13 protein-coding genes are annotated in these 23,944 nt (G+C 43.0%); 9 read left to right on the top strand and 4 right to left on the bottom strand.

Annotated elements, in window-relative coordinates; translation table 11 throughout:
- The first annotated feature begins 65 nt into the window (after positions 1–65).
- The 3 genes from Q0590_RS22345 (at position 66) to Q0590_RS22335 (ending at position 6,241) form a co-directional block, all read left to right on the top strand.
- Positions 66–1,817, top strand: coding sequence for a DUF885 family protein (locus Q0590_RS22345; protein ID WP_302039836.1), 1,752 nt, complete (start codon positions 66–68; stop codon positions 1,815–1,817).
- A gap of 315 nt (positions 1,818–2,132) precedes the next feature.
- A complete protein-coding gene (locus Q0590_RS22340; protein ID WP_302039835.1) occupies positions 2,133–3,431 on the top strand; it encodes a GAF domain-containing sensor histidine kinase in 1,299 nt (432 codons plus the stop codon).
- Between the two features lie 422 nt (positions 3,432–3,853).
- The gene (locus tag Q0590_RS22335; protein WP_302039834.1) at positions 3,854–6,241 is read left to right on the top strand and encodes a PAS domain-containing sensor histidine kinase; all 2,388 of its coding nucleotides are present in this window, start codon (positions 3,854–3,856) and stop codon (positions 6,239–6,241) included.
- 108 nt (positions 6,242–6,349) lie between these two features.
- Here the strand turns inward: Q0590_RS22335 and Q0590_RS22330 are convergent, their stop codons facing one another.
- Positions 6,350–7,837 (bottom strand): hypothetical protein, encoded by a 1,488-nt coding sequence (locus Q0590_RS22330; protein ID WP_302039833.1) that lies wholly within the window; start codon positions 7,835–7,837, stop codon positions 6,350–6,352.
- Between the two features lie 435 nt (positions 7,838–8,272).
- Here Q0590_RS22330 and Q0590_RS22325 point away from each other — a divergent pair, with 435 nt between their 5' ends.
- The 3 genes from Q0590_RS22325 (at position 8,273) to Q0590_RS22315 (ending at position 17,996) form a co-directional block, all read left to right on the top strand.
- Positions 8,273–15,559 (top strand): type I polyketide synthase, encoded by a 7,287-nt coding sequence (locus Q0590_RS22325; RefSeq protein WP_302039832.1) that lies wholly within the window; start codon positions 8,273–8,275, stop codon positions 15,557–15,559.
- Between the two features lie 75 nt (positions 15,560–15,634).
- Positions 15,635–16,405: a 4'-phosphopantetheinyl transferase family protein gene (locus tag Q0590_RS22320; RefSeq protein ID WP_302039831.1), complete on the top strand. Its 771-nt coding sequence runs from the start codon at positions 15,635–15,637 to the stop codon at positions 16,403–16,405.
- Positions 16,406–16,607: 202 nt separating this feature from the next.
- Positions 16,608–17,996, top strand: a complete 1,389-nt coding sequence (locus tag Q0590_RS22315; protein ID WP_302039830.1) for a GAF domain-containing protein — start codon at positions 16,608–16,610, stop codon at positions 17,994–17,996.
- Positions 17,997–18,465: 469 nt separating this feature from the next.
- Here the strand turns inward: Q0590_RS22315 and Q0590_RS22310 are convergent, their stop codons facing one another.
- Positions 18,466–20,673: a DNA topoisomerase 3 gene (locus tag Q0590_RS22310; RefSeq protein WP_302039829.1), complete on the bottom strand. Its 2,208-nt coding sequence runs from the start codon at positions 20,671–20,673 to the stop codon at positions 18,466–18,468.
- A gap of 282 nt (positions 20,674–20,955) precedes the next feature.
- Between Q0590_RS22310 and Q0590_RS22305 the strand changes: the two genes are divergently transcribed.
- A complete protein-coding gene (locus Q0590_RS22305) occupies positions 20,956–21,084 on the top strand; it encodes a hypothetical protein (RefSeq protein WP_302039828.1) in 129 nt (42 codons plus the stop codon).
- A 57-nt stretch (positions 21,085–21,141) separates the two neighbouring features.
- Entirely contained in the window at positions 21,142–21,435 is a 294-nt protein-coding gene (locus Q0590_RS22300; protein WP_302039827.1) for a hypothetical protein, read from the top strand.
- A 118-nt stretch (positions 21,436–21,553) separates the two neighbouring features.
- On the opposite strand, the gene Q0590_RS22295 is transcribed toward Q0590_RS22300, so the two are convergent.
- Positions 21,554–22,213, bottom strand: a complete 660-nt coding sequence (locus tag Q0590_RS22295; RefSeq protein ID WP_302039826.1) for a GDSL-type esterase/lipase family protein — start codon at positions 22,211–22,213, stop codon at positions 21,554–21,556.
- 198 nt (positions 22,214–22,411) lie between these two features.
- Entirely contained in the window at positions 22,412–23,113 is a 702-nt protein-coding gene (locus Q0590_RS22290) for a RibD family protein (RefSeq protein WP_302039825.1), read from the bottom strand.
- A gap of 234 nt (positions 23,114–23,347) precedes the next feature.
- On the opposite strand from Q0590_RS22290, the gene Q0590_RS22285 reads away from it, so the two are divergent.
- Entirely contained in the window at positions 23,348–23,914 is a 567-nt protein-coding gene (locus Q0590_RS22285; protein WP_302039824.1) for an NADPH-dependent FMN reductase, read from the top strand.
- Positions 23,915–23,944 lie beyond the last annotated feature (30 nt).

Raw genomic sequence — 23,944 nt, 5'->3', positions numbered from 1 at the left:
TTAAAAAGCCTGTTATCTTCCGTATCGCCATTTCCATCACCATCGGTTTATTTAACTAGTATATTATGCATCAGGTAAAAAAATATATTCATTGTTCAATAATAGTATGCTTAATTGCCGGCACAAGTTGTCAGGTGCTTGCACAATCGGGGGCATCTACCAACCCTTCTGCCTTGTTTACGCAAACCAGCGAAGTACATCATCTACTTGTGCAGTATGAAGCAGATAAAGGGAGTCTTAGCCGGTTTTACTTTGTAAAAAACTCTCCGGAAAGAAGAGAACGCTTAAAAAAGCTATATGAAGAATACCTGCAAAAACTCCGGCAACTCACCTTCGAAAACTTTAGTACCAGCGGTAAAATAGATTATATCGTTTTTGAAAAAGATTTAACAGAAGAGCTCCGCCAGTTAGCTATTGAAGAAAAAGAATATACGCAGATTAGCCCCTGGATTGTATTTGCTGATAAAATTTATGCCATTGAAAAGTCCCGCCGCCGGGGAGCAGTACCCCAGGCCGAGCAAATAGCGGCCGATTTAACGGCTGTTTGCAAACAAATTACAGAAGCCAAAAAGATACTAGCTGCTCAACCAGCTATAGATGGAGCCTTGGCCAGGCGGGCAGAATCTACCGTTAAAGGATTGCAGGAAGCCTTAAAAAGTGTGTATGAGTTTTATAATGAATACGATCCGCAATTTAGCTGGTGGGTACCAGAACCATATAAACAAGCAGATAGTTTGCTGGCTTCCTATGCTTCTTTACTCAGCACTAAGCGTAAAACTGTATCGCCGCAGAAAGACGATGGCAGTGGCATTGCAGGAAACCCCATTGGCAGGGAAGAACTGGTTCGTCAGTTGCAGTACGAACTTATTCCCTATAGCCCGGAAGAGCTTATTGACATAGCCAACAAAGAATTTGCCTGGTGCGACCAGGAAATGCTGAAAGCTTCCAGAGAGATGGGTTTTGGAGATAAATGGAGGGAGGCCATGGAAAAAGTGAAAAATACCTACGTACCGGTTGGCAAGCAACCAGAGCTTATTTTACGCTTATATAATGAATCCATCCGTTTTTTAAAGGAAAACGATTTAATTACTATTCCTCCGGTAGCAGAAGAAACTTGGCGGATGAGCATGATGTCCGCAGAAAGGCAGCTGGTTAACCCGTTTTTTCTGGGAGGCGAAGAAATTATTATCTCCTACCCAACCAATCGCATGCAGCCAGCAGACAAGCTGATGAGTATGCGGGGAAATAATCCGCATTTTTCCAGGGCTACCGTGCATCACGAATTAATTGCCGGGCATCATTTGCAGTTTTTTATGAATGACCGCTACAAAACCTACCGTCATTTTTATACTCCCTTCTGGACAGAAGGATGGGCCTTATACTGGGAATTTATTCTTTGGGATCTGAAATTTCCACAATCGCCGGAAGACAAAATAGGCATGTTATTCTGGCGGATGCACCGGTGTGCCCGTATTCTGTTCTCCTTGAATTATCACCTGGGTAAATGGACGCCCCAGCAATGTATTGATTTTCTGGTAGAGCGCGTAGGGCATGAACGGGCCAATGCTGAGGGTGAGGTACGCCGTTCATTCGAAGGGGGCTATAGTCCCTTATATCAACTGGCGTATATGGTGGGCGGCTTGCAATTCTATGCATTGAAAAAAGAACTGGTAGACAGCGGAAAACTCACCTTTAAACAATTTCATGATGCTGTCATGCAGGAAAATGCCTTACCAGTAGAGTTAATCCGTGCCAGCCTGACTAATCAGCCACTATCCAAATCCTACAAACCCAGCTGGAAGTTTTATACGAAGTAAGTTTTCGTGAAAATCTAAAAAGGTAAAAGGTAATCTAACCTATTCAGTTTCTGACTTATTCCCTTTTCAGACTATTGTTTGGTAACTAATATTTTACTAGCTTAACTGATGTTTAGTGCCAATCAGTATGATATCACCGGAAATGGATTACGTGCCTTTTTTGGGTTGTCAGGTATAAGCTATTACTTATAACCATTCTGATCAGCTTTTAAATAGCCGTACAATTTCTTCTGTTGGCAGTACGTGCTCACCTAACCTGTAAACCAATAAGCAACTTATTTTATTATTCTGGCTTTCAACCGCAATACATGCGCTATGGTTCAACCCTTTCCAAATGATGAAGCTGCAAGACTTCATTCATTATTAGACTATCACATTTTAGATACGGCAAAAGATCCACAACTCGATGAATTAACCAAGTTTACGGCTAATTTATTCGGCGTGCCTATTGCGCTTATCACAATTCTGGATCAGAACAGGCAATGGTTTAAAGCTAATGTGGGTTTGAGTGTGCAGGAAACACAACGGAGCATTTCTTTTTGCCAGTATACTATAATGAACACTGAAGTATTTGAAGTGCCAGATACGCATGCAGATGAACGTTTTGAAGATAATCCATTGGTAACCAGTGAACCATTGATCCGGTATTATTGCGGGGCTCCATTGATAAATGAAGCAGGGTTTAGAATAGGCTCTCTGGCCATCATTGACATCGTACCACGCCGCTTAACCGAAACAAAAAAAAGAGAACTCCAGCTGCTTGCCCAACAAGTGATTAATTTTTTTGAATTGAATCAGCAAAAGAAATTGCTGGAACGGGAGAAAGAATCACTGGAGAGAAAAGTAAAACTTCGTACCGAACAGTTGGAAAAACTGAATGCGTCAAAAGACAGGTTTTTTTCCATTATTGCCCATGACCTGCTAAGTCCGGTTAACGGAGTAATTGGGTCGGCTAACCAGCTGGCTTATCATATAGATACCTTATCACAGGAAGAAATCGAAAAATTTGCACAAGGGATTTTTATATCTTCAAATCGCCTGAAACGGCTGCTCACCAATTTATTAGAGTGGGCAAGCACCCAAACAGGTGATATGATATTTAATCCGCAAACAGTAGACCTGGGGCAGGTTATAAAAGAAGCTGTAGACTTGTTGAAGGAAACCGCTCAATCGAAAGAGGTAGGTATTATCAATTCAATTAAGGATACTTTTTTTCTGGAAGCCGATGAGAACATGCTGCATTCCATTGTACGGAATTTACTGGCCAATGCAATTAAGTTTTCAAAAAAAGGCGGAACGATACAACTCTTTGTAGAAGCATCAGATACTCACCTAACGTTTAGCATACAAGACACTGGCGTAGGCATGAGTAAGGACATCCTGGAAAAATTATTCCGGTTAGACGTCAAACATAGTTCTTTGGGCACTAACGAAGAAAAAGGGACAGGTCTGGGACTATTGCTGTGTAAGGAATTTGTTACCATGCATGGAGGTTCAATAGAAGTACAAAGCGAGGAAAAAAAGGGCAGCACCTTTAGTGTATACTTACCAAAAAAATTATCGGCCAAACAACTGCCAGCAACCCAGGTACAAGAGGCAAGAAGTAGTAGGTAAGAATACTACCTTTACCCGCAAGAAATGGCTATGGACAGGCTAGAGATGGTATTTAAAACAGAGGCAATATGACAAATAAAGTCTGAGAAAATTTCTTGAAAATACTATATTATAAACAAGCATTTTCCCGGCTTACATTCATCAGCCCGGATTCCAAGTGCAAGGGTTTCTAAGAATTGAAGTTTACCGATTGGTGAAAGAGTTTGTAGCTTTGAATAAATCAATATTTTACCTGAAGTTTAAGATTGATTAAGATTAAAACCTGAATGCCGGTAGTTTTCATAAAAGAAATAAAAAGGGTTGTGCACGGAGTCTGGGGTATTTATCATTTTTATACCTATTTTTGTAGATATATTCTACCAGCCAACTCTCACCAGGAAACCGTTATTTTACAAAGTGTGGATCTATAATTTATACAATTGGTGACGAAAATAGTAGCTACCCCTAGTTTAGAAGAAAGTCAATGGTTACAGCATTTATATACACAAGCACCTGTTGCCATTGGTGTGTATATGGGCAATGATCATATAATAGAATTTGCCAATCCCAAAATGTGTGAAATATGGGGCCGTACCAAAGAGCAGGTATTGAATAAGCCCTTGTTTGTTGCCTTGCCTGAGGTTTCCGGCCAGGGGTTTGAAGAAATTTTAGCCAAAGTTGTCTCATCCGGTGAGCCATTTTCAGGAAGTGAAATGCCCGCCCCCCTGGAGCGTAAAGGCCGGATAGAACTGTGTTATTTTAATATTCTGTATCAGCCTTTGTTAAGCAATGAAGGTGAAATTATTGGTGTGATTCAAGTGGCTAATGAAGTAACCAACTCCGTAAAAGCCAGGCAGAAAGCAGAACGCAATGAAGAAGTGTTGAAAGTAGCCCTGGAAGCCGGCAAAATGGGTACCTGGCATGAAGATCTGATCGTAGGAACTACTACCAGATCCATAGGCTACGACCAGATATTTGGCTATGCTGAAGCAGTGCCGGAGTGGAATTTTCCTATATTACTTGCACACGTTGCCCCCGAAGACCGGGCAATGGTTAAAGAAATCTATCAGCAGGCGCTGGTAACCGGGTATCTGGACTGCCAGATGCGCATCCGGAGAGCCGATAAACAAATTTGCTGGATACATCTGAAGGGAGAAGCATCTTTCAATATAAAGGGAGTGCCAACTGCCTTGTCGGGTATTGTTATGGACATTACTGCCCAGAAACAAGCAGCAGAACGGGAAACACAGGTAATCCGGGAACAGGCCGCCCGGCAGGAAGCCGAGAAACAATGGAAACTGCTTCAGGAGATTTTTATGGATGCTCCGGCCATGATTTGTACCTTTACCGGGCCTGATCATATTTTTGACCTGGTTAATCCTTTGTATCAACAGCTTTTCTCTAACCGGCAATTACAAGGGAAAACCATCCTAGAAGCACTCCCGGAACTAAAAGACCAGCCGTTCAAAACAATTTTAGATAACGTGTATAAAACCGGAGAAACCTATATTGGTAACGAGGTTAGGGTGAATATCGACCGGTTTAACAATGGCACCAGAGAAGAAATTTATGTGAACTTCATCTACAAAGCCATGCACGATGTGACAGGGAAGATCAATGGTATTTTAGTTTTTGCCTATGAGATTACTGAGCAACTACTTGCCCGAAAGAAGATAGAACAGAGTGAGCAAAATTTAAGACTGGCTTTGGAAGCCGGCAAAATGGGTACTTGGCAGTTAGACTTACAAACCAATGAATCTATCCGCTCGCTTCAACACGATCAGTTATTTGGCTATACCAGCTTGTTGCCTCACTGGGGCTTAGAGCAGTTTGTAAATCATGCAGAACCGGCAGAGCAACCTAGAGTACAGGAGCTTTTCAAAAAAGCGCTGACCACCGGAGAGCTAAATGCAGAAATACAGATCAGGCGTACCGATGGAACTACCAGATGGCTAGTCCTGCGAGGTCAGACTTTTTATGAAGAAAAAGTGCCCACCCGAATGGCAGGAGTCGTGATGGACATTACCGATAAAAAAGTTGATGAAGAAAAGCTTCAATCGCTAAGCCAGGAACTGGCTTCCACAAACGAAAAACTGGCTGCCACCAATGAAGCGCTGCTGTCGAACAACGAAGCGCTGAAAATTTCAAACGAACAGCTGGGCAAAGTGAATGTAGATCTGGATAATTTTGTATATGCCGCTTCTCATGATCTGAAATCTCCGGTAAATTCGCTGAAAGGGCTGCTCGCTTTGTTTCGTAAGCGAATGAATGGGAAATTAGATGAAGATGCTTTGCACGTAACCTCCCTTATTGATGAATCGATCACTCGTTTAAGCCGCACTGTTGAAGATTTAACCCAAATAGCCAAAGTTCAGCGAAACCTGGATGATAAACGGGAAACGGTATATTTTTCTGATATATTAGTCGATATTAAAGCAGATTTGCAGGATACTATTCAGGAGGCAGGCGTTGAAATTCAAGAGAAAGTGGAGGTAGCTTCTGTCGTATACTCCCGGCAAAATGTAAGGAGCATACTTTTTAACTTGCTCAGCAATGCGATCAAATACCGTTCAACAGAACGTCCGGCTAAAATTTCCATAGATACAAAGCTGGTGAACAATCAGGTAATGCTCAGCATAACTGACAACGGATTGGGGTTATCTGCCCTTCAACAACAAAATCTGTTCACGATGTTCAGACGTTTTCATGACCATGTAGAAGGCTCGGGTGTGGGCCTGTACATGATAAAGCGGATGCTCGAAAATAACGGAGGATCAATTGCGGTTGAAAGCATAGAAAATGAGGGCAGCACGTTTACCGTTTACTTTTAATCATCCTTACACAGTTGATGCAAAGGTAGTAGTCAACTTTACACCTAGCATGTGGGTGCCCTGCCAAAGCATAAATCAGCTTATCTGGACTGTAATAGTACCTTGAACTTACTCTTTCTGGCGTAAAATCTCTTTTATTTTCTCCCACAACTGAGGATAAGGGACAATTTCAATTCTGCTTACATGAGCTCCCCTGGGTAATAAACTTTGTTTTAATTGATTAAATAACTTTGCTGATTTTTGTTCAATAGGTTCAATTCTGAAATTATGGCGGATAACATACAGCATCAGTAAAAAAAATATACGTTCCCTGAGTAAGTTAGGGGTAGTAAAGTGCCGCTCTAAATACTTTTTGTACGTCTCTGCTTTTTTAGTTAACGCATTTTTTTGATGGGTCAATAACAGATAGCAAAATTCTATCAGGAGTAAAGCTATATTCAAACCCTGTTTATCTTTTCTGCTTTGGGGTAACTTTTGCCGGAGGGTCTCATAGTCAAACGGCAACCCATCGGCCTGCTCTACACTCATCAAATGCAAAAAGGCTTTATACAGATACCATTTCTCTTTACTAACAACAGGAGCTTTGGTAAAAATGGGGCTATGTTCTACCTGTTTTAAAAGTGCCGAAGCTTGCTGATAGTGTTTGCTATGCAGGGAAAGCAGAAAATAACTTTCTGTAAAGCCTAACCAATCTTCAGAAGAAGGATCAAAAAGAGGGATTCCCTGCTCAGCTAAGCGTAGCCCAGCCTCCAATTCCCCTGCGCGTAAAGAAGCATATAAACGCAAACGATAATTATGCAAATAATTAAACCGCTTGTCATTTACTTTTAGCTCTTTAACGAATTCTTCAGCCATGGCTGTTAAAACCAGCAGTTGCGGATAGGATTCTTCCAGCTCTAACTGCCTGACATGAAGCCGGTAGTATAAATCAAATAGGGTAAACGATTGAAATTGTTGCCAGCGTTGCTGCAATTGTTGGGTAATCGAGTAAATATATTCTAAGGTGTCTTCTGTAGTTTTGTCTTGCAACAACTCCAGCTGGGCCTGCTGATACAGCAAAAAGGCATCCCGTTCGGCTGCTAATATTTGCCTTTGCTGGCTATATTGTACTTTCAGAGTCTGGTAAGAAGTAAGGGCTTCTTCCGTAAAATAAATATGCAGGAGCAGTTCCTGGGCTTCAATCTGCAAAGCCGTATATTCATATTCTTTGGCCATTCGGATGGCTTTCCTTAGAATTTTTTCACTCATCTGGTATTCCCTCTGCCTGCTCAATAATTTTGCCTGATGAACTAACAGTTCACACCGTCTTTTAGCACTGTCATCCTGCTTCTGGTTGCTTTCGGTCAAATCCAGAAACAACAGGTAATTGAGTAGTTTTGCTTCCAGCCGCGACTTTAGAATGACATACCTGGTATCTTCCGGAAGCGATTTATACAGGTACTTTGAAGCAGTATGATCGTTGTGAAATGTTGCATTCACGACTCCTTGAAACAAAGATTGTTCTTTGCCAGGTTTGATGGTGAGTTGTTCAAAAAGTACGATATTTTTCTTCCCCTTCTGGTTAATGAGGTGGATCAACTTTTTCAAATGCTGCATAGGTACAGATCACAGGAAATCTCCTTTTCTTTTAAATATATGCTTCCGGCTTAAATGTAATAAATAGGAGTATACGGAAAATAAACAGAAAGTATTTATCTTCTTTTCAAATACCCTATGTTATAATGAGCAGGAAAGTTTCCCCTAAGAAAAGGCCATTCTTCTCATTCAGTCCACATTTCAGAGCTGTTTTCTGTCCTCAGAGATGTTAGTATTTTTGCAGAATCGTCGCTTGATTACATACGTAAGGCAGCTGTATATTTGTACATCATCTTCTGAAGATCTTTTGCATGTAAATCGTATTCTACTACCTCTGGCTTCCGGAAGCCGGGTAATGGAATAAAGATCGTATAAACCACCTCCTAAAAATATCCTGTCAGGATATATCTTTTAAGAATTTTTCTTGTACTCCTAAATCTTTCTCCTTACTAAATAATGAGTAAACAGTCTTCGTCCACTCAGGAATCTGAGAGGCAATCAACTATTGCAAAAGAACCTATTGCCATTATCGGCATAGGTTGCCGGTTTCCTGGAAATACAAACAGCCCGGAGGAATTTTGGAACGGTTTAAAAAACGGCATGGATGCTATTACAGATGTTCCGGCAGACCGCTGGCGTCTGGATGCGTTTTATGACCCGAATGCTTCCAAAGCTGGCAAAATAAAGTCTGCCAAAGGCGGATTTATACCGGATGTTGATAAGTTTGATGCCGAATTTTTTGATATTTTCCCGGCTGAAGCTTCCCGCATTGATCCACAGCAACGCCTGTTGCTCGAAATTACTTACCAGGCTTTGGAAGATGCCGGTATTACCCTGGAGCAATTCTCAGGTTCTAAAACCGGAGTCTATATGGGTGTGTTCATGAATGATTACTGGGATATCCAGGTATCCAGCCTGCAAAGAAACCAGATAAGTCCGCATGTGCCGATGGGTGTATCCCTGACAGCTATTGCCAACAGAATCTCCTATGTATACAACCTGAAAGGCCCCAGCATGACCCTGGATACAGCTTGTTCGTCTTCTTTGGTAGGCGTGCATCTGGCTTGCCAGAGTATATGGTCTGGGGAGAGTACGCAGGCACTGGCCGGTGGGGTAAACCTGATTTTGCGCCCGGAATCGTCTATTATGATGTCGAAAGGAGGATTTTTATCCCCGGATGGCTATTGTAAATCGTTTGATAGCCGGGCAAACGGATATGTTCGCAGCGAAGGGTCAGGCGTGGTATTTCTCAAACCATTGGCCCAGGCAGAAAAAAATGGAGACCATATTTATGCCGTTATCCGTGGTTCAGCCGTAAATTCAGATGGCTATACCGAAGAAGGGTTTACAGTGCCTAGTTATGATGCACAGGTAGATATGCTCCGGAATGCCTATGCCGATGCGGGGGTAAACCCTCAGCAGGTTGGGTATGTAGAGGCACATGGTACTGGTACACCGGTAGGAGATCCTATTGAAACCAAAGCATTTGGTACCGTACTGGGCGAAAAACGGGAAGACTCCAACAAGTTATTAATCGGATCGGTTAAGAGCAACATTGGACACCTGGAATCTGCTGCCGGAGTTGCTGGTTTAATTAAAGTAGCTTTGGCCTTAAAGCATCAGCAAATACCCAAGAATCTGCATTTTCTGCATCCAAATCCCAATATACCCTTTGATCAATATAAGCTAAAAGTATCTACCGAGCTGCAAGCCTGGCCTGATAAAAGAGGTCCTGCTATTGGTGGTGTGAATTCCTTTGGTGCCGGTGGCACAAATGCCCATGTGGTGTTACAGGAATACCAGCTACCCAAAATTCCGGCGCTACCAACACTTGAAACCCCAGCTGATGATGAACAATTGCAGTTGTTTACTTTATCGGCAAAAAATGCGGAGGCACTAAAAGCTACTATTCAAAAATATATTCCATTTTTGCAAAACACAGAAGCCAGCCTGCGGAATATTTGTTTTTCCGCTGCAACCAGAAGGTCAGTACATCCCTATAAACTAACGGTAGCTGCCAGATCGAAACACATGCTCCTGGCACATCTGGAAGCTTACCTGGCCGATGAAAGCCGGCCGGGCATGTATGCAGGCAAGGATGCCGGTAAAAGATCTAAACTTGGCTTTATCTATTCTGGCCAGGGGCCGCAGTGGTTTGCGATGGGGCAGCAATTGCTGAACTCTTCTGCGGTATTCAGAGAGGTTATACTTCGCATAGATCAACTTTTTTCAAAAATTGCGGACTGGTCATTGCTAGAAGAAATGAGCCGCAATGAAGCCACTTCCCGGATAGGCGAAACCCGTATTGCCCAGCCGGCCATCATGGCCATTCAGATTGGCTTAACAGAAGTCTGGAAATCATGGGGTATTTTGCCGGATGGCGTCGTAGGCCATTCTATTGGTGAAGTAGCGGCAGCCTATGCAGCCGGGGCGCTAACCTTGGAGCAAGCCGTAGAAGTTATTTATCACAGGAGCCGGGGGCAAGATAAAGCAACCGATAAAGGACGGATGCTGGCTGTAGGTTTACCACTGGATGCTGCCCGTAAAGAAATTAATGGATGGGAAGCACAGGTGTCCGTGGCAGCGATTAACGGACCTAAGATGGTGGCCTTATCTGGAGATACTGAGGTAATCGAGCGAATAGCCCAAAGCCTGGATAAACGGGATGTTTTTCACCGGATACTCAAAGTAAATGTGCCTTTCCATAGCCATCACATGGAACCCTTGAAAGAAGAGTTAATAAGTTCATTAGAGCAGTTGATTCCTTCCAAGGCACTTGTTCCACTTTATTCAACGGTAACCGGCAAACAGGAAGACGGGACACATCTGGTAAGCTCGTACTGGTTTCAGAATGTACGGGAGCCGGTATACTTTACAGATGCCTTGCAGCAAATGGTCAACGATGGGTATGATACCTTTATTGAAATAGCCCCGCATCCGGTACTGGCAGAAGGCGCTACTGAACTGCTCCATAGTAACATCCGCAATGGCCTTGTGTTACCTTCCCTGCGCCGCAAAGAAGAGGAAGAAGTAACCATGATGGGTACCTTGGGTAAACTGTTCGTTCATGGTTACCCACTCAACTGGCAAAAACTTTTCAATGATTCCTGTCAGTTTGTAAAACTTCCCGCCTATGCCTGGCAGCATGAAAGCTACTGGTTTGAAAGTGACGAACATAAACAAAAACGCCTGGGCAGCACCTTGCATCCTTATCTGGATACATGCAAACAATCGGCAGTAGATGCAAATTTACTGCTATGGGATCTATCCATAGATAAACAGGTGTTTCCCTATCTGGAAGATCACAAAGTTGACGGAACCATTGTGTTTCCGGGTACCGGGCATCTGGAAATAGCCCATGCCATTGCCTATACTTCCTTTCCAGACAAATTCAGCTTCCTGGAAGATATTCATTTTGAAGCAGCCCTGTTCTTGCCAGAAGAAGGAGAATCTCCGGAAATAAGACTGGAAATCTCATCTCTGGAAGGAGATTATGTGCTGTGTAGCAAGCCACGCAACAGCCAAGAAGCGACCTGGACAAAACATTCCAGAGGTAAAATAAATACCTTGAGCACTATGGCTCCAGCCACCAGGGTTGATTTAGAGGCAATCAGAAAACGGGTGAATACACAGCTGTCAGTTACAGATTATTATCTGGAGTTAAAGGAAGATGGCCTTCAATATGGAGAGTCGTTCCGCTGTATACAAAAATTGTGGCGCAGTGAAACAGAAGTGCTGGGAGCCCTGGCCTTAGACAAAAGCACTGTGTATGGCCTGGAAAAATACCATTTCCACCCCGCATTGCTGGATGCTTGCCTTCATATCATTTTTGCTGTAAAACCTGGCACCGACACTGAAAGAAGAGGTGTGTATTTACCAGTACATATCGAGCGGCTGCAGATGTATCAACAACCGGGTACCAACGTATTTAGCTATGTTCAACTCACCCAGATCAATGATTCCTTCCTGACCGGCGATTTCTTTATTTTGTCAGAAACAGGGGAGACCATTGCACAGATTCAGGAAGTTACCTGCAAGTACATTGAAGGCTCTCGTGGCGAACAGCCCAATGATCTCTATAATGGCATGTACACCTACCAATGGGAACGGATGACCGAACAAGAAACGTCTGCTATTCCACACGCCGCGCAAACCATCGGATCAACCGGCACCGCTTCTGCAGAAACGTATCTGATTTTTACCGATAGCAAAGGCATAGGCAAACAACTAGCCGATAGATTGCAGGCAAGTGGCATACAACCCACCGTTTTAAAGAAAGGAAATGCCTTTGATGCCACTGCCAGCCAGCAAGCGATGGATCAGGTTTTTGAAACGATGTGGCTGCAGGGAAAAAAGGTGCAAAAAATTATCTACTTGTGGGGCCTGGACACAGAATTTTCAGAAACACTCACCTGCCAGGAACTTGCTATGCAACAACAGTTACTTACTCAGCAAACAATGTCTATGCTGAAGGCAGTAGTAAACAATGGAATAGAACCTGCTATCTACATGGTCACACAGGGGGTAGAAGCGTTGTCAGCAGAAGAAGCGGTGAATGTAAGCCAGGCTGCTATGTATGGGCTGGGCCGGGTTCTGAAAAATGAATATCCCTTTATTCCGCTTTCTATCCTCGATATTTCCCAACAGGTGACTGCCGCAGAAATAGATAATTTATACAAAGAATGCATCTCCAGGCAAGCTTCTGCAACTGAACTGGCGCTCCGCGGAACAAGCAAGTATCTGCGTAAACTCGAAAAAGTAACGGCTGAGTCGGCAACCATGACTGCTAGTAAAACCGTTGCAGCCCTAAGGTATCCCTTCCGGGCGGTAGTAAAAGCATATGGAGTGTTGGATGGTATTGTTTTTCAGGAAACCAAAAGGCCTTTGCCTAAAGCAGATGAAGTAGAAATTGAAGTAAGAGCAGCTGGCTTGAATTTTAAAGATGTGTTGAATACCATGGGCTTGCTTTCCAATGAGGCCGTAGAAGGCGGAGTCGTAGGGAAGAACTTAGGCCTGGAATGTGCCGGTATTATTACCGCAGTAGGAGCAAATGTACAGGGTTATGCCATCGGTGATGCTGTAATGGCATGGGCTTCGGACAGTTTTGCTGGGTATACCATCGCCCATATTTCCTGTGTGGTACCAAAGCCAGCTCATTTAACGTTTGAGCAGGCAACAACGATTCCCGTTGTGTATCTTACGGCCTACTATTCTTTGTATCATCTGGGCAGAATCAGCGAAGGGGACCGTGTCCTGATCCATGCCGCATCCGGTGGCGTAGGGCTTGCAGCCATCCAGCTTGCGCAACTTGCCGGTGCAGAAATAATAGCTACCGCTGGCAGTGAAGAAAAACGCGCTTACTTACGATCATTGGGCATTCCTCATGTTTTCGATTCCAGAAGTTTGCAGTTTGCGGAACAAGTGATGGACGTAACCGGTGGCAAAGGCGTTGATCTGGTGCTTAATTCACTTTCAGGCAAAGCAATTACCCAAAGCATTAAATGTCTGGCACCCTTTGGAAAGTTTATTGAGATCGGAAAAGCAGATATTTATAACGATGCAAAACTAGGACTCAAACGGTTCGGAAATAACCTGTCGTACCATGCAGTAGACGTAGACCGGTTGATGTTGCAGAAGCCAAAACTGGGTAAAAAGTTGTTTACTGAAATTCAGGCTATGTTGGTGAGTGGGCAGCTTACGGCGCTTCCGTATACTACCTTTCCGGTGGCTAAGCTTTCCGAAGCGCTTGCCTATATGAGTAAAGCCGTGCATGTGGGTAAACTAGTTATCAGTGTAGATGAACATCCGGTAAATGTAACGCCGGCCGAAAACCTGGTATTGGATGCGAAAGGTACGTATGTGATAAGCGGCGGAGCAAGCGGATTTGGATTAGAACTAGCCACTTGGTTAACGCAAAAAGGAGCCAGGTATGTAGTGTTGTTAAGCAGAAGTGGCTGTAAAACGGATGAAGATACGCAGGCTGTACTTTCTATGATGCAGCAAGGCGTTGGTGTAGTCCTGGAATCAGTAGATATAACCAATGCAGCGGCCATACAAAAAGTATTTAACCGGATCAAAGACACCATGCCACCAGTAAAAGGAATCATCCATAGTGCCGCTATCCTGGACGATGCGACTATTCCAAACATGGACCAAAGCCGGTTCCAGCGGGTGTTCGATACAAAAGTATTGGGTGCCTGGAACCTGCATCAGGCATCTTTGAATGAGCCTGTAGATTTCTTCCTGATGTTGTCTTCTATCTCTGCTATTTTTGGCTTGCCAGGCCAGTCTAACTACTCGGCAGCCAATAACTTCCTGGACAAGCTAGCCCATTACCGGCAGTCGAAGGGCTTGGCCGCCAGCTCAGTTAACTTAGGGGTATTGGGTATGTATGCCGGAATGTCTAAAGAAGGCGGACAAGTAATAAATGTACTGGCCAATCAGGGTTGGCTTCCCCTCACCCTAACACAGGTAACGGCCAAGCTGGAAAACATCTTATTACAGAAACCAGCTCAACGCATGGCCGCAAACCTGGACTGGAAACGGTTCAAAGAGTTTTTTACGCATCTCAATTCGGATAGCCGCTTTGCACACCTGATGACCAGTGAAGGATTGAAAAATAAAAGTGGGTCAAGTACCAATGCTGCTCTGGTAGACCAGTTAATCGCCTTGCCAGCTGAAACCCAACCTGCTTTCCTGCAGGAAAAACTAGCAGAATCCCTGGCAAAAATACTGGGTACCTCAGCCAGTAAAATTGATTGTACCCTCTCTATTTCTAAAATAGGTCTGGATTCGTTAATGCTGAATCAGCTGCGGAACTGGATTCAACAGAAAATGGGCATTAATTATCCCTTGATGAAAATTGCCAAAGGGCCAAGTATTGCAGAGTTAGCTACTCAATTAATTGGAGAGTTATCAGTGGGAAATACACCAGCTCAGGCAGCCGCCGCGGACACTTCAGGTATTGCCAGCGAAACGGATATAGAAGTGTTAGATACATGGATGGTCAGAAACAAAAAGAACACCCAGGCAATAAAAACGCGTATATTCTGTATTCACCCAGTGGGGGCAGGGGCCTCTATGTTCAGTCACTTTATGTATAACCCTCCGCAGGAAACCGATGTACTGGCCTTTCAACTACCGGGCCGGGAAAACAGAAGCGCAGAGGTTCCTTACGAAAACATGGACTTGCTGATTCAAGATATGGCCCGTGTGATTGCTCCGTATCTGGATAAACCATTTATCATTCTCGGACATAGCTTTGGAGGCATTATTGGTTTTGAACTAATCCGCTACCTTCGTAAACACTTCGGAGTTACACCATTACAACTCTTTATTACCGGTACCATACCTCCGCAGCTAACCAAACGGTGGAAGGAAACAGATTCTATCCGGGAGACAGCTGTGTTTACTAACTCAGAAGAAAAACTGCTTTCATTGATGACTTATATTGATGATGTGGAGTTCCTGAAACGTATTCTGCCGGTTATGCGGAAAGATATGCCCCTGATTATGAGTTATCGGTATGAGGAACAAGCCTTGTTTGATTTTCCGATATATGCCTTTGCCGCTGATAAAGATGAAGTAGTGCTGGTAGAGCAAATCAGGAGCTGGAAACAGCAGACCGCCAGTACGTTTTCTATGGAGGTAGTAGAAGGTGACCATTGGTTCTTAAGCCGTAACAAAGAGTTAATTCTCAGCCGCCTTACGGAAGCCTTACAGGTAGCAGTCGCCCATTCCTGATATTCTTTTATCCAAACAGTGAGTAGGGAGATGGCTATGCCATGCTCCTTACTTTTTATCCACTCGTTTATACTAATGATTCATTCTTTTGATTTTCCCAAAACCATTACTTCTACTGAAGCGCATGCTGAACTCTACAAACTCCAATTGACTAGACGGGAGGGTGATTTTTTTTCAACCATGGGTTTTTCCAATAACGTATATTCGGATTTACATACAAGTAAAGAGGCGTTTTTGCATCCGCTGGAGTTGGAACAATTCAGTAAATTACTTTATGAAAGAAAAAAGCAGTCATTCCTTCAGGGCAGGTTCCTGGCAAAAAAAGTACTCGCAAATTACCTGGACGAAAAGGATCATCAACGCATTGTAATCAAATCGGGAATATTCGGACAACCGCTGGTTTGTTATGCTACCAGTGAGAAACCTGCCATTAGTATGGCACATACACATGAGTATGCCGTGGTGCTCGCCTTTCCAGAGGAACACCCCATGGGTATAGATATTGAAACCATAACACCGGATGCGAAAGAGAACATAGGCTCCCAACTTACTTATTTTGAACGGAGTCTGAATTCAACCCTTGGAGAAGATGACGCCATCTTTTACACCCGGTTATGGACTATTAAAGAAGCTTTATCTAAGGTATTGAAAACAGGGTTAATGGTACCTATGGAAATTTATGAGATCAATTCAATGGCCATAATGTCAGATAAAGGCTCTGCACACAGTACATTTACTAATTTTACTCAGTATAAAGCTTTTTCTTTCATCCGTAAAAATACGGTGTGTTCAGTAGTGCTTCCCAGAGAAACCACTATCTGTTCTATAATTCCTCAAAGTATATAGCATATCCTGCCCATATAGGTAAATCTGGTGACTACCGAGGATGTAATTAAAACAAGCAAGTCGCCTCTGAAAACTTTTATTCGAATACCTTACCTGTCTATGTTTCAATGAAAAAGTAAAATAACTCTGGCTGGGGACATGCGTATTTTTAAGGCTGTACTTCAATGAATGGTCCGACTATTCTCATCTATTCTCACAGACAATGTCATTCAGCTTAACTAACATATTGTATACTGGCCAGGATGAGAATCTGCCGGTTTTTTTACAAAGAAAAGTATTGCCTACCAATACGATTGCACTCATTCTCATAGTTGCTATAGCTATTCCCTTTGTTATAATTTCGCTGTTTTATTTTCCGGTATTAGCTTTTATTCCCGGAATGGGCGGACTCACGTGTATAACCGTGCTGTTTATAAATTATTTTGGCGGAATTTATTATTCCAGAATTTTACTGTCGGTATTACCCTTACTGTTGGCTGCCAGCTACAATGCTTTTTTATGCGAAGGAGCCGATGAACCTATTTCCAGTGTGTTCTTAACGGAACTTAGTTTTTCCTTAATTCCCTTTGTTATTTTCGACCTGAAAGAAAAAGTATTTTTGACATCTACTGCTTTGTTCTGTGCTCTGGTGATTGTAACGTTCCCCATTACGAAAAACTGGGTAGAACTGAGCAATGCTAATGCAATGGTGTTACGGCAAGGCTGGCTAAGTGATGTTACGGTTTCATTAGCCGTCATTACAGGTTTTGGTTGTATGCTTGGCTCGGCTTTTCTGAACAGGCAAGCAGAAAAAAGCAGTGAGAAACTATTGGAGGATATGGAAGCAAAAAACCAGACGCTGAAAGTTTCTGAGCAAATATTGAAGGAGAACCTGAAAAAAGTAGAAGAATCCCAGTTAGAAGAGCAAAAGCGAAACTGGGCAAGTGAAGGGTTTGCTTCGGTTGCGCAGATACTGCAAAGTAATAAAGATCATGCACAAGTATATGATAAACTCATCGCTTCACTAGTAACCTATCTGAAAGCCAACCAAGGCGGGATATACATAGTAGAAGAAAGTGAACAAGCCACGCAGGTTTCCATTCAATTGGCTTCCTGTTATGCCTATTCCCGTAAAAAATTCGTGGATCAGTCCTATAGCCCAGGCCAGGGATTAATTGGTCAGGCTTACCTGGAAAAGGAATATATTTATCTGACGGAAGTCCCTACTGATTATATCCGCATAACCTCAGGGCTGGGAGAATCTACGCCCAGAGCCATTTTAATTATGCCGTTGAAGGTGAACGATAAAGTAGAAGGACTAATTGAAATCGCTTCGTTTACCAGGTTTGATCAATACCAGATTGCTTTTATCCAAAAAGCCGGGGAGAACATTGCTTCTTTTATACAGAATTACCGCATCAATGAAAAGACCCGCAAACTGCTGGAAGAATCCCAGAATCAGGCAGAAATGCTGCGGGCCCAGGAAGAAGAAATGCGCCAGAATTTAGAAGAGCTGGCAGCTACACAAGAAGAAATGCACCGCAAAGAAAGCGAATACCTCCGGCAGATAGAGGCCCTGAAAGAACCCATCCATACCCCTAATGAGTTGTGATCACATACGACAGGTAAACCAAAGAGCCGGTACCAACTACCTACTCTGTGGTTTTTATAAAGTCTATCGGTTGTTGCTAAAATAAAACCCTACCGGTCTATAAAGAAAATTAAATTTCGAATGGCAGAGTATAGTAGCAAAAAAGCTTCTCCACTGGAGAAGCTTTTGCTACAGATCAATTGGCTAACCAAACCAATGTATGAACTAGGGAGAGAAAAAGCCTCTTTACAAAAGGGGCTCTTTCAAAAATTACCTTACTATTATGTAACCAATGGAAAAAGATTACATTTTAAAGTTAACTCATCTCTTCCCGCTTGCCTAAAAAAACGGATTAAAATACAATTAAAGTTCATAGGTAGTCAACTCTATAGCTTCTGATTAAGTATCCTCCAAATCTTCCCATTCGGTAGATACAAGTATCCCGTAGAAATTGCTAGACACTATACAGAGTCATAGGGAAATAAGTAGATTATTGCTTACTGGCATCTCTGTTTTTCTTCCATTCTACATAATAAGCAATGGTTTGTTTACATTGCTCTGCCTTCCAGGTTGCCGCCACTTCTGCCGTGATATTTTTGGGCAGGCTAGCATTGATTTTTCCATCCGTTACATAGAGTCCATACTGGCCATTGCGGATCTCATACCGTTTTCCGATTTTTGCCACCAGGTTCTGTTTACGCAAAGCCGCCTTTTCTTTATCCTGAACTTTTTTCGCTTCAATGGCAGCCATAGCTATTTCGGGAGTTATTTCAGTTGGCTCTTTGTCGGCTACGTTATAAAATTTTTCCTGATAAATAATAAATGTACCATATTGCCCCTTACCTGCCTTTACCAGATCTTCCCCGATTTTGCCCACTTCATGTATTTCAACCTTTGGATTTTGGGCTCCGGGCATGGCTAGCCCGGCTTGTTTCATGGTAGCAACCACCTCCTGAGTATAGGTGTGAATTCCCACAATGAACTGACTGTAATTCCTTTTACCTTCGGCAATTAAGTTCAGGGCTTTTTCCCAGTTGCCGGTCATGCTAACGCTGGCAATTGGCTGATCTTTCACCAGTTCGTACACCTGCAATCCTTTTTCGGTAGGAATGATTTTTTTCTTTTCCCGGTCAATGTATTTTCGTTCAAACAAGGTTTCAATCACAGAAGCCCGGGTAGCCGGGGTGCCAATGCCGCAATTTTTAATGGCTTGCCTCAGTTCGTCATCGTCCAGTTCCTTACCGGCTGTCTCCATCAGTTTCAGTAGGGTGGATTCGGTATGGATAGGTTTAGCCTTGGTCATCTTTTTAATAACAGCCGGGTCGGTAACAGGCAAAATATCTCCCTGGTAAACTTTGGGTAACTTCTGATTTTCGTCAGCTGGATCATCGTCTTTTTCTTTCAGTTCTTCTTCTACAGCCCGCCAGCCAGGAACCAGAATAACAGAACCTGAGGCTTTAAAAAGTAATCCGCCACTTAAAAAATCTAACCCGGTTACTTCTTTCTCGCAAGGAGGGGAGAAGGCAGCCAGAAAACGGGTCACAATTAGGTCATATATTTTTTCTGCTTCTGGTGGCAAGCTTACGCCAGACGGATTTGTTTCCGTAGGTAGCAGGGCATGGTGGTCTGTTACTTTATCATTATTGAATGGCCGCCTGGAGATGGGAGAAAGTTTAAGTAAGTTGGCATGCGCAGTAAATTTTGTTTTACTGGCCACTACATCCAGCATTCCGGGAATTTTAGGATACAGATCATCAGACAGATACCTGGAGCCAGTTCTGGGATAGGTGATCAGCTTATACTTTTCATACAAATCTTGAGCAATATCGAGGGTTTTCTGTGCCGGAAACCCAAATTTTTTGTTGGATTCCTGTTGCAGGCTGGTCAGGTCAAATAACAAGGGTGCCTGCTCTAACACTTTTTTGGTTTCTGCCCGTGTACAGGTGGCCGTATCGGTAACCTGGCGATGGGCCGCTTCGGCTTCTTCTTGTTTTTTAAATGCTACCGGATGCCTGGCTTTGAATTTTTTACTGTCTTTTTCCAGCGTAATGTACAAATCCCAGTAGGCTTCCGGCTTAAAATTGATATGTTCCAGATACCGGGCACAAATCATGCACAGGACCGGGGTTTGTACCCGGCCAATAGATAATACAGATTTAGCCCTGGAAGAAAGGGTTAATGCCCGTGTGGCATTAATGCCTACCAGCCAATCGGCTTCACTACGGCTACGGGCAGCAAAATATAAATTATCGTAATCGGTCCCGGACTTTAGTTTGGCAAATCCATCCCGTATGGCTTGGTCAGTTTGTGAAGAAATCCAGAGCCGTTTAAAGGGTTTGTTGCAGCCAGAAATCTGATAAATGTAGCGGAATATCAATTCTCCTTCACGCCCGGCATCTGTACCCACAATGATTTCTGTTGCGTTGGCAAATAAGTTTTTGATAACCGAAAATTGTTTTTGCAAGCCTGCATCGCCTGTCAACGATAACTTAAATTGCCCGGGAATAATGGGCAGGTCTTCCAGTTTCCATTTTGCAAAGCCATATTCTTCTGCATCAGCCAGCCTCACCAGGTGTCCGATTGCCCAGGTTACCTGGTATCCATTTCCTTCCAGATACCCATCTTTCCGGCTGGTGGCACCTAGTACTTTGGCGTAGTCTCTGGCTACGGAAGGTTTCTCAGCAATTACTACTTTCATGTCAAAAAATGAATAATTAATCTAGTTGGTAAACGAATGAATGGGGCGAATTTATATTTTTTGCGGCTAAACTTGGTGTCAGCAAACAACTTTTAGATTACTTATGCCTATTTTACCCTGGAACTTCCAGGAGCTACCCTATTCCCAATGCAATGCTGCTAGATAGGTGGTTGTGGTTTTTCTTGCGACCATGGAGACGTACCTGAACTCAAGGAGGAAGAATTCGTAGAAGTTCCAGAGTAAAGTACTCTACTGGTTTTTTACATAAACAGACAAGCTCCTATGAACTCAGTCGCACAGGAAAATAAGTTCGATCAGTCCAGAAAAAGTACTCCGGAAAAAGTAAACCGGGATATAGATCAACAAATCCGCGAAAACCTTCAGGACTTTCAAGGTAAGTTAACCGCCTAACAACTAAGCCAACGGATAGAAGAACTCGACAAGGAATGGGACATCGACCGCACATTAGTGGCAAATGCCTCTACCTTGAGCCTGACTGGCGTATTGTTGGGATCTACCCTGAACCGCAATTGGTACCTAATTCCTGGCATTGTTTCGTCTTTTCTCCTGTGGCATGCCATTCAAGGATGGTGCCCGCCTTTACCCATTTTAAGACGGTTGGGTTACCGTACCAGAAAAGAAATAGATACTGAAAAATATGCTTTGAAAGCCTTGAGGGGAGATTTTACCAGGCTGAATACCATAGGCACTAAAACCAATGAAGAACGAATAGATCTGGCATTACAGGTAACAAAGCAGTAACCATCTCTTACCTGATAATTAGGTTTGATAGCAACAGGCTTTTCATTTATATGGTTACAAATTATATGGTTGAATTTTGCCAGACGACTGCACCTACTTGTTACTAGCGTGGAGCAACTTATTCGGCCACATAACTGCTCACTATATCCCGCCAAAGTAAATATCCCTCACCGGATAAATGAAGCCCATCTCCACAATCATAAGGGCTGCCCAAGCGGTTGTTCTCTACAAAGGGACTGTATAAATCAATGTAGGTAACTTTTTCACCTATAGCTAATTGTTTTAACAAGGTGTTAAACTCACGTACTTTCGTGTAGCGAGGCCCATACGGCAGCAATGATTGTACATATATTTTGGTTGCGGGACTTTGATTTTTTACCTGTTGAAGAATGGCCGCATAATTTTGTGTAATTACTGCCAGTGGGATAGAACGGGTTATATCATTAATTCCCACCTGTATGAAAAGTTTGGCAGGCTTGCGTCGTGTAATCTCTTCTAATCTGTTCAATACGCCACCACTTACATCGCCACTAATGCCCCTGTTCAGTATAGTATCGGTAAATAACTCATCTAGCGGAAAAAACTGAGTTTGGGAATCGCCTACAAAAATGATAGAATTATCCCGGCGTGGCATTACTTCGAACAAGTGGTTTCTTGCCGATGAATATTCATAGTGAAGGATTTTGCCAGGAAAGTAGTATCTGAATTTACGGATGGCAAAAAACGCCACAAAAAATAAGTTAAGGGCTAAGGATGCAAACAATACATATTTAATCATGGGTAGTATAGGAATTTCCGCCTGAAATTACTTCAAATTGCCGGGTAAAAAAATGCCTGGAAACTGGTATGGTGTTTAGATAAAAACTGACCAAATCATGTCAAAACTAGAGTAAAAGGGAGTAGATGAAAGTACATAAAAATGTTCGCCCAATAAGAAACCGGACGAACATGTACTTGAAACAGCCTGGGGGCTAGGTTATCTGGAAGTTGTATTATCTTTTACTACCTGGTATCGAATCCACAGAAAGTCGTCGTAGATTCTCTCTACCGATTTAATGGTAAAATGGGTTGCCTTCCGGTTGCCATATCCTTCCTCGGCTTCAAAAACAGTAGGGGAGCCAATAGTTCCATCGGCTACCGGGGCCAGTACCAGGCTAAACTCATCCAGCAAACCTGCTTCTAGAAATGAACCATTTACATGTCCGCCACCATCAATCCGCAGCACCTGTATGTTAAATAATTTGTATAGTTTCTGCAAGACCAGTTCCAGGTTAAGTTCTTGTTTGCCTCCAAAAACATAGGATACATTCTTGCTCTGCAAATGGGCCAGATAGGCGGAGGATACTTTTTCGGTTAGCACCTCTATCACATGTTCAGTAGAGACCATATTTGTATCCCAGAAACATTTCCCTGACGGATCAATAACGACCGCATATGTTTTAGCCGGTTGTTTGGCTACAAAATCTTCTTTTGGTATAGCTGTAGTTTCATGCGTTAAGGAATAAGTTTGCTTGCTTGAAAATTCCTGCATCGTCACCCGCCCGACAAGCCAGGCATCGGCCTGTATTTTTTCGGCAGTTTCTTCAAAATATTTATGATGGTCTTTAAATCCCCAGATGTTCTGTTTGATCCGGCCATCTACCGATCCAAGCATATGGCAAATTACATAAGGTTTCATAAGGTATGTGTACGTTAGGTGGTTCAACAAAGGGTATTACACGTAGAAACAAGGAAAAATACTTACTTTCTTTGAAAAGATTTTTGGTTGAACACTCTAGAGCATGGAAAATACAGAGAACTCTTGAATAAAGGTACTTCTGCTAAAGCAAGCCGGAACAAGGAAAAACCAACTTAGGATATGTGTTAGTTGCTAGAGATTTTCGTATACACCCCAACTACCTTTTTTTATTTTATGAAACACATAGCCATTCTCTCTACCAGCGTGCGCAAAGACCGGAAAAGCCACCGGGTAAGCCTTTATTTCAAGCATTTTATAGAAAAGAACCAGCTGGCCAGCTGCGAAATTGTGGATTTGCAGCAGTACAACTTTCCTATCTTTGAAGAAAGATTGCGGCACATGACCGACCCCCCTGAGGAAGTATTGGCATTTGCCGGAAAGATGGCAAAGGCCCAGGGCATTATTGTGGTTAGTCCGGAATACAATGGAGGATATCCGGCAAGCTTGAAAAATGTACTTGATTTGTTGTCTGGCGAGTGGAAAGGAAAACCTACCGGTATTGTTACCGTTTCCAATGGCCCGTTTGGAGGTGCATTGTTGTTGCCTTCACTTGTTTTCTCTCTCTGGAAAAAGGGTGTTTGGGTAGTGCCTGCCAGATACCATGTACCAGCCGTAACAGAAGCCTTTACGGAAGAAGGTATGCCTGCTAACCAGGAAGTAACAGATAAACGGACAACTGCCTTTTTAGAATCCCTGCAATGGTGTATGGAAGCCAACAGCAGAATGACAACTACTGAGTGAAAAGGGAGTTATCCTGGCCTGAATACTTGT

The sequence above is a fragment of the Rhodocytophaga aerolata genome, assembly GCF_030503435.1.
GTDB classification, from domain to species: domain Bacteria; phylum Bacteroidota; class Bacteroidia; order Cytophagales; family 172606-1; genus Rhodocytophaga; species Rhodocytophaga aerolata.
Note: the sequence above shows the minus strand (reverse complement) of the source record. Positions and strands in the feature narration are given on the sequence as shown.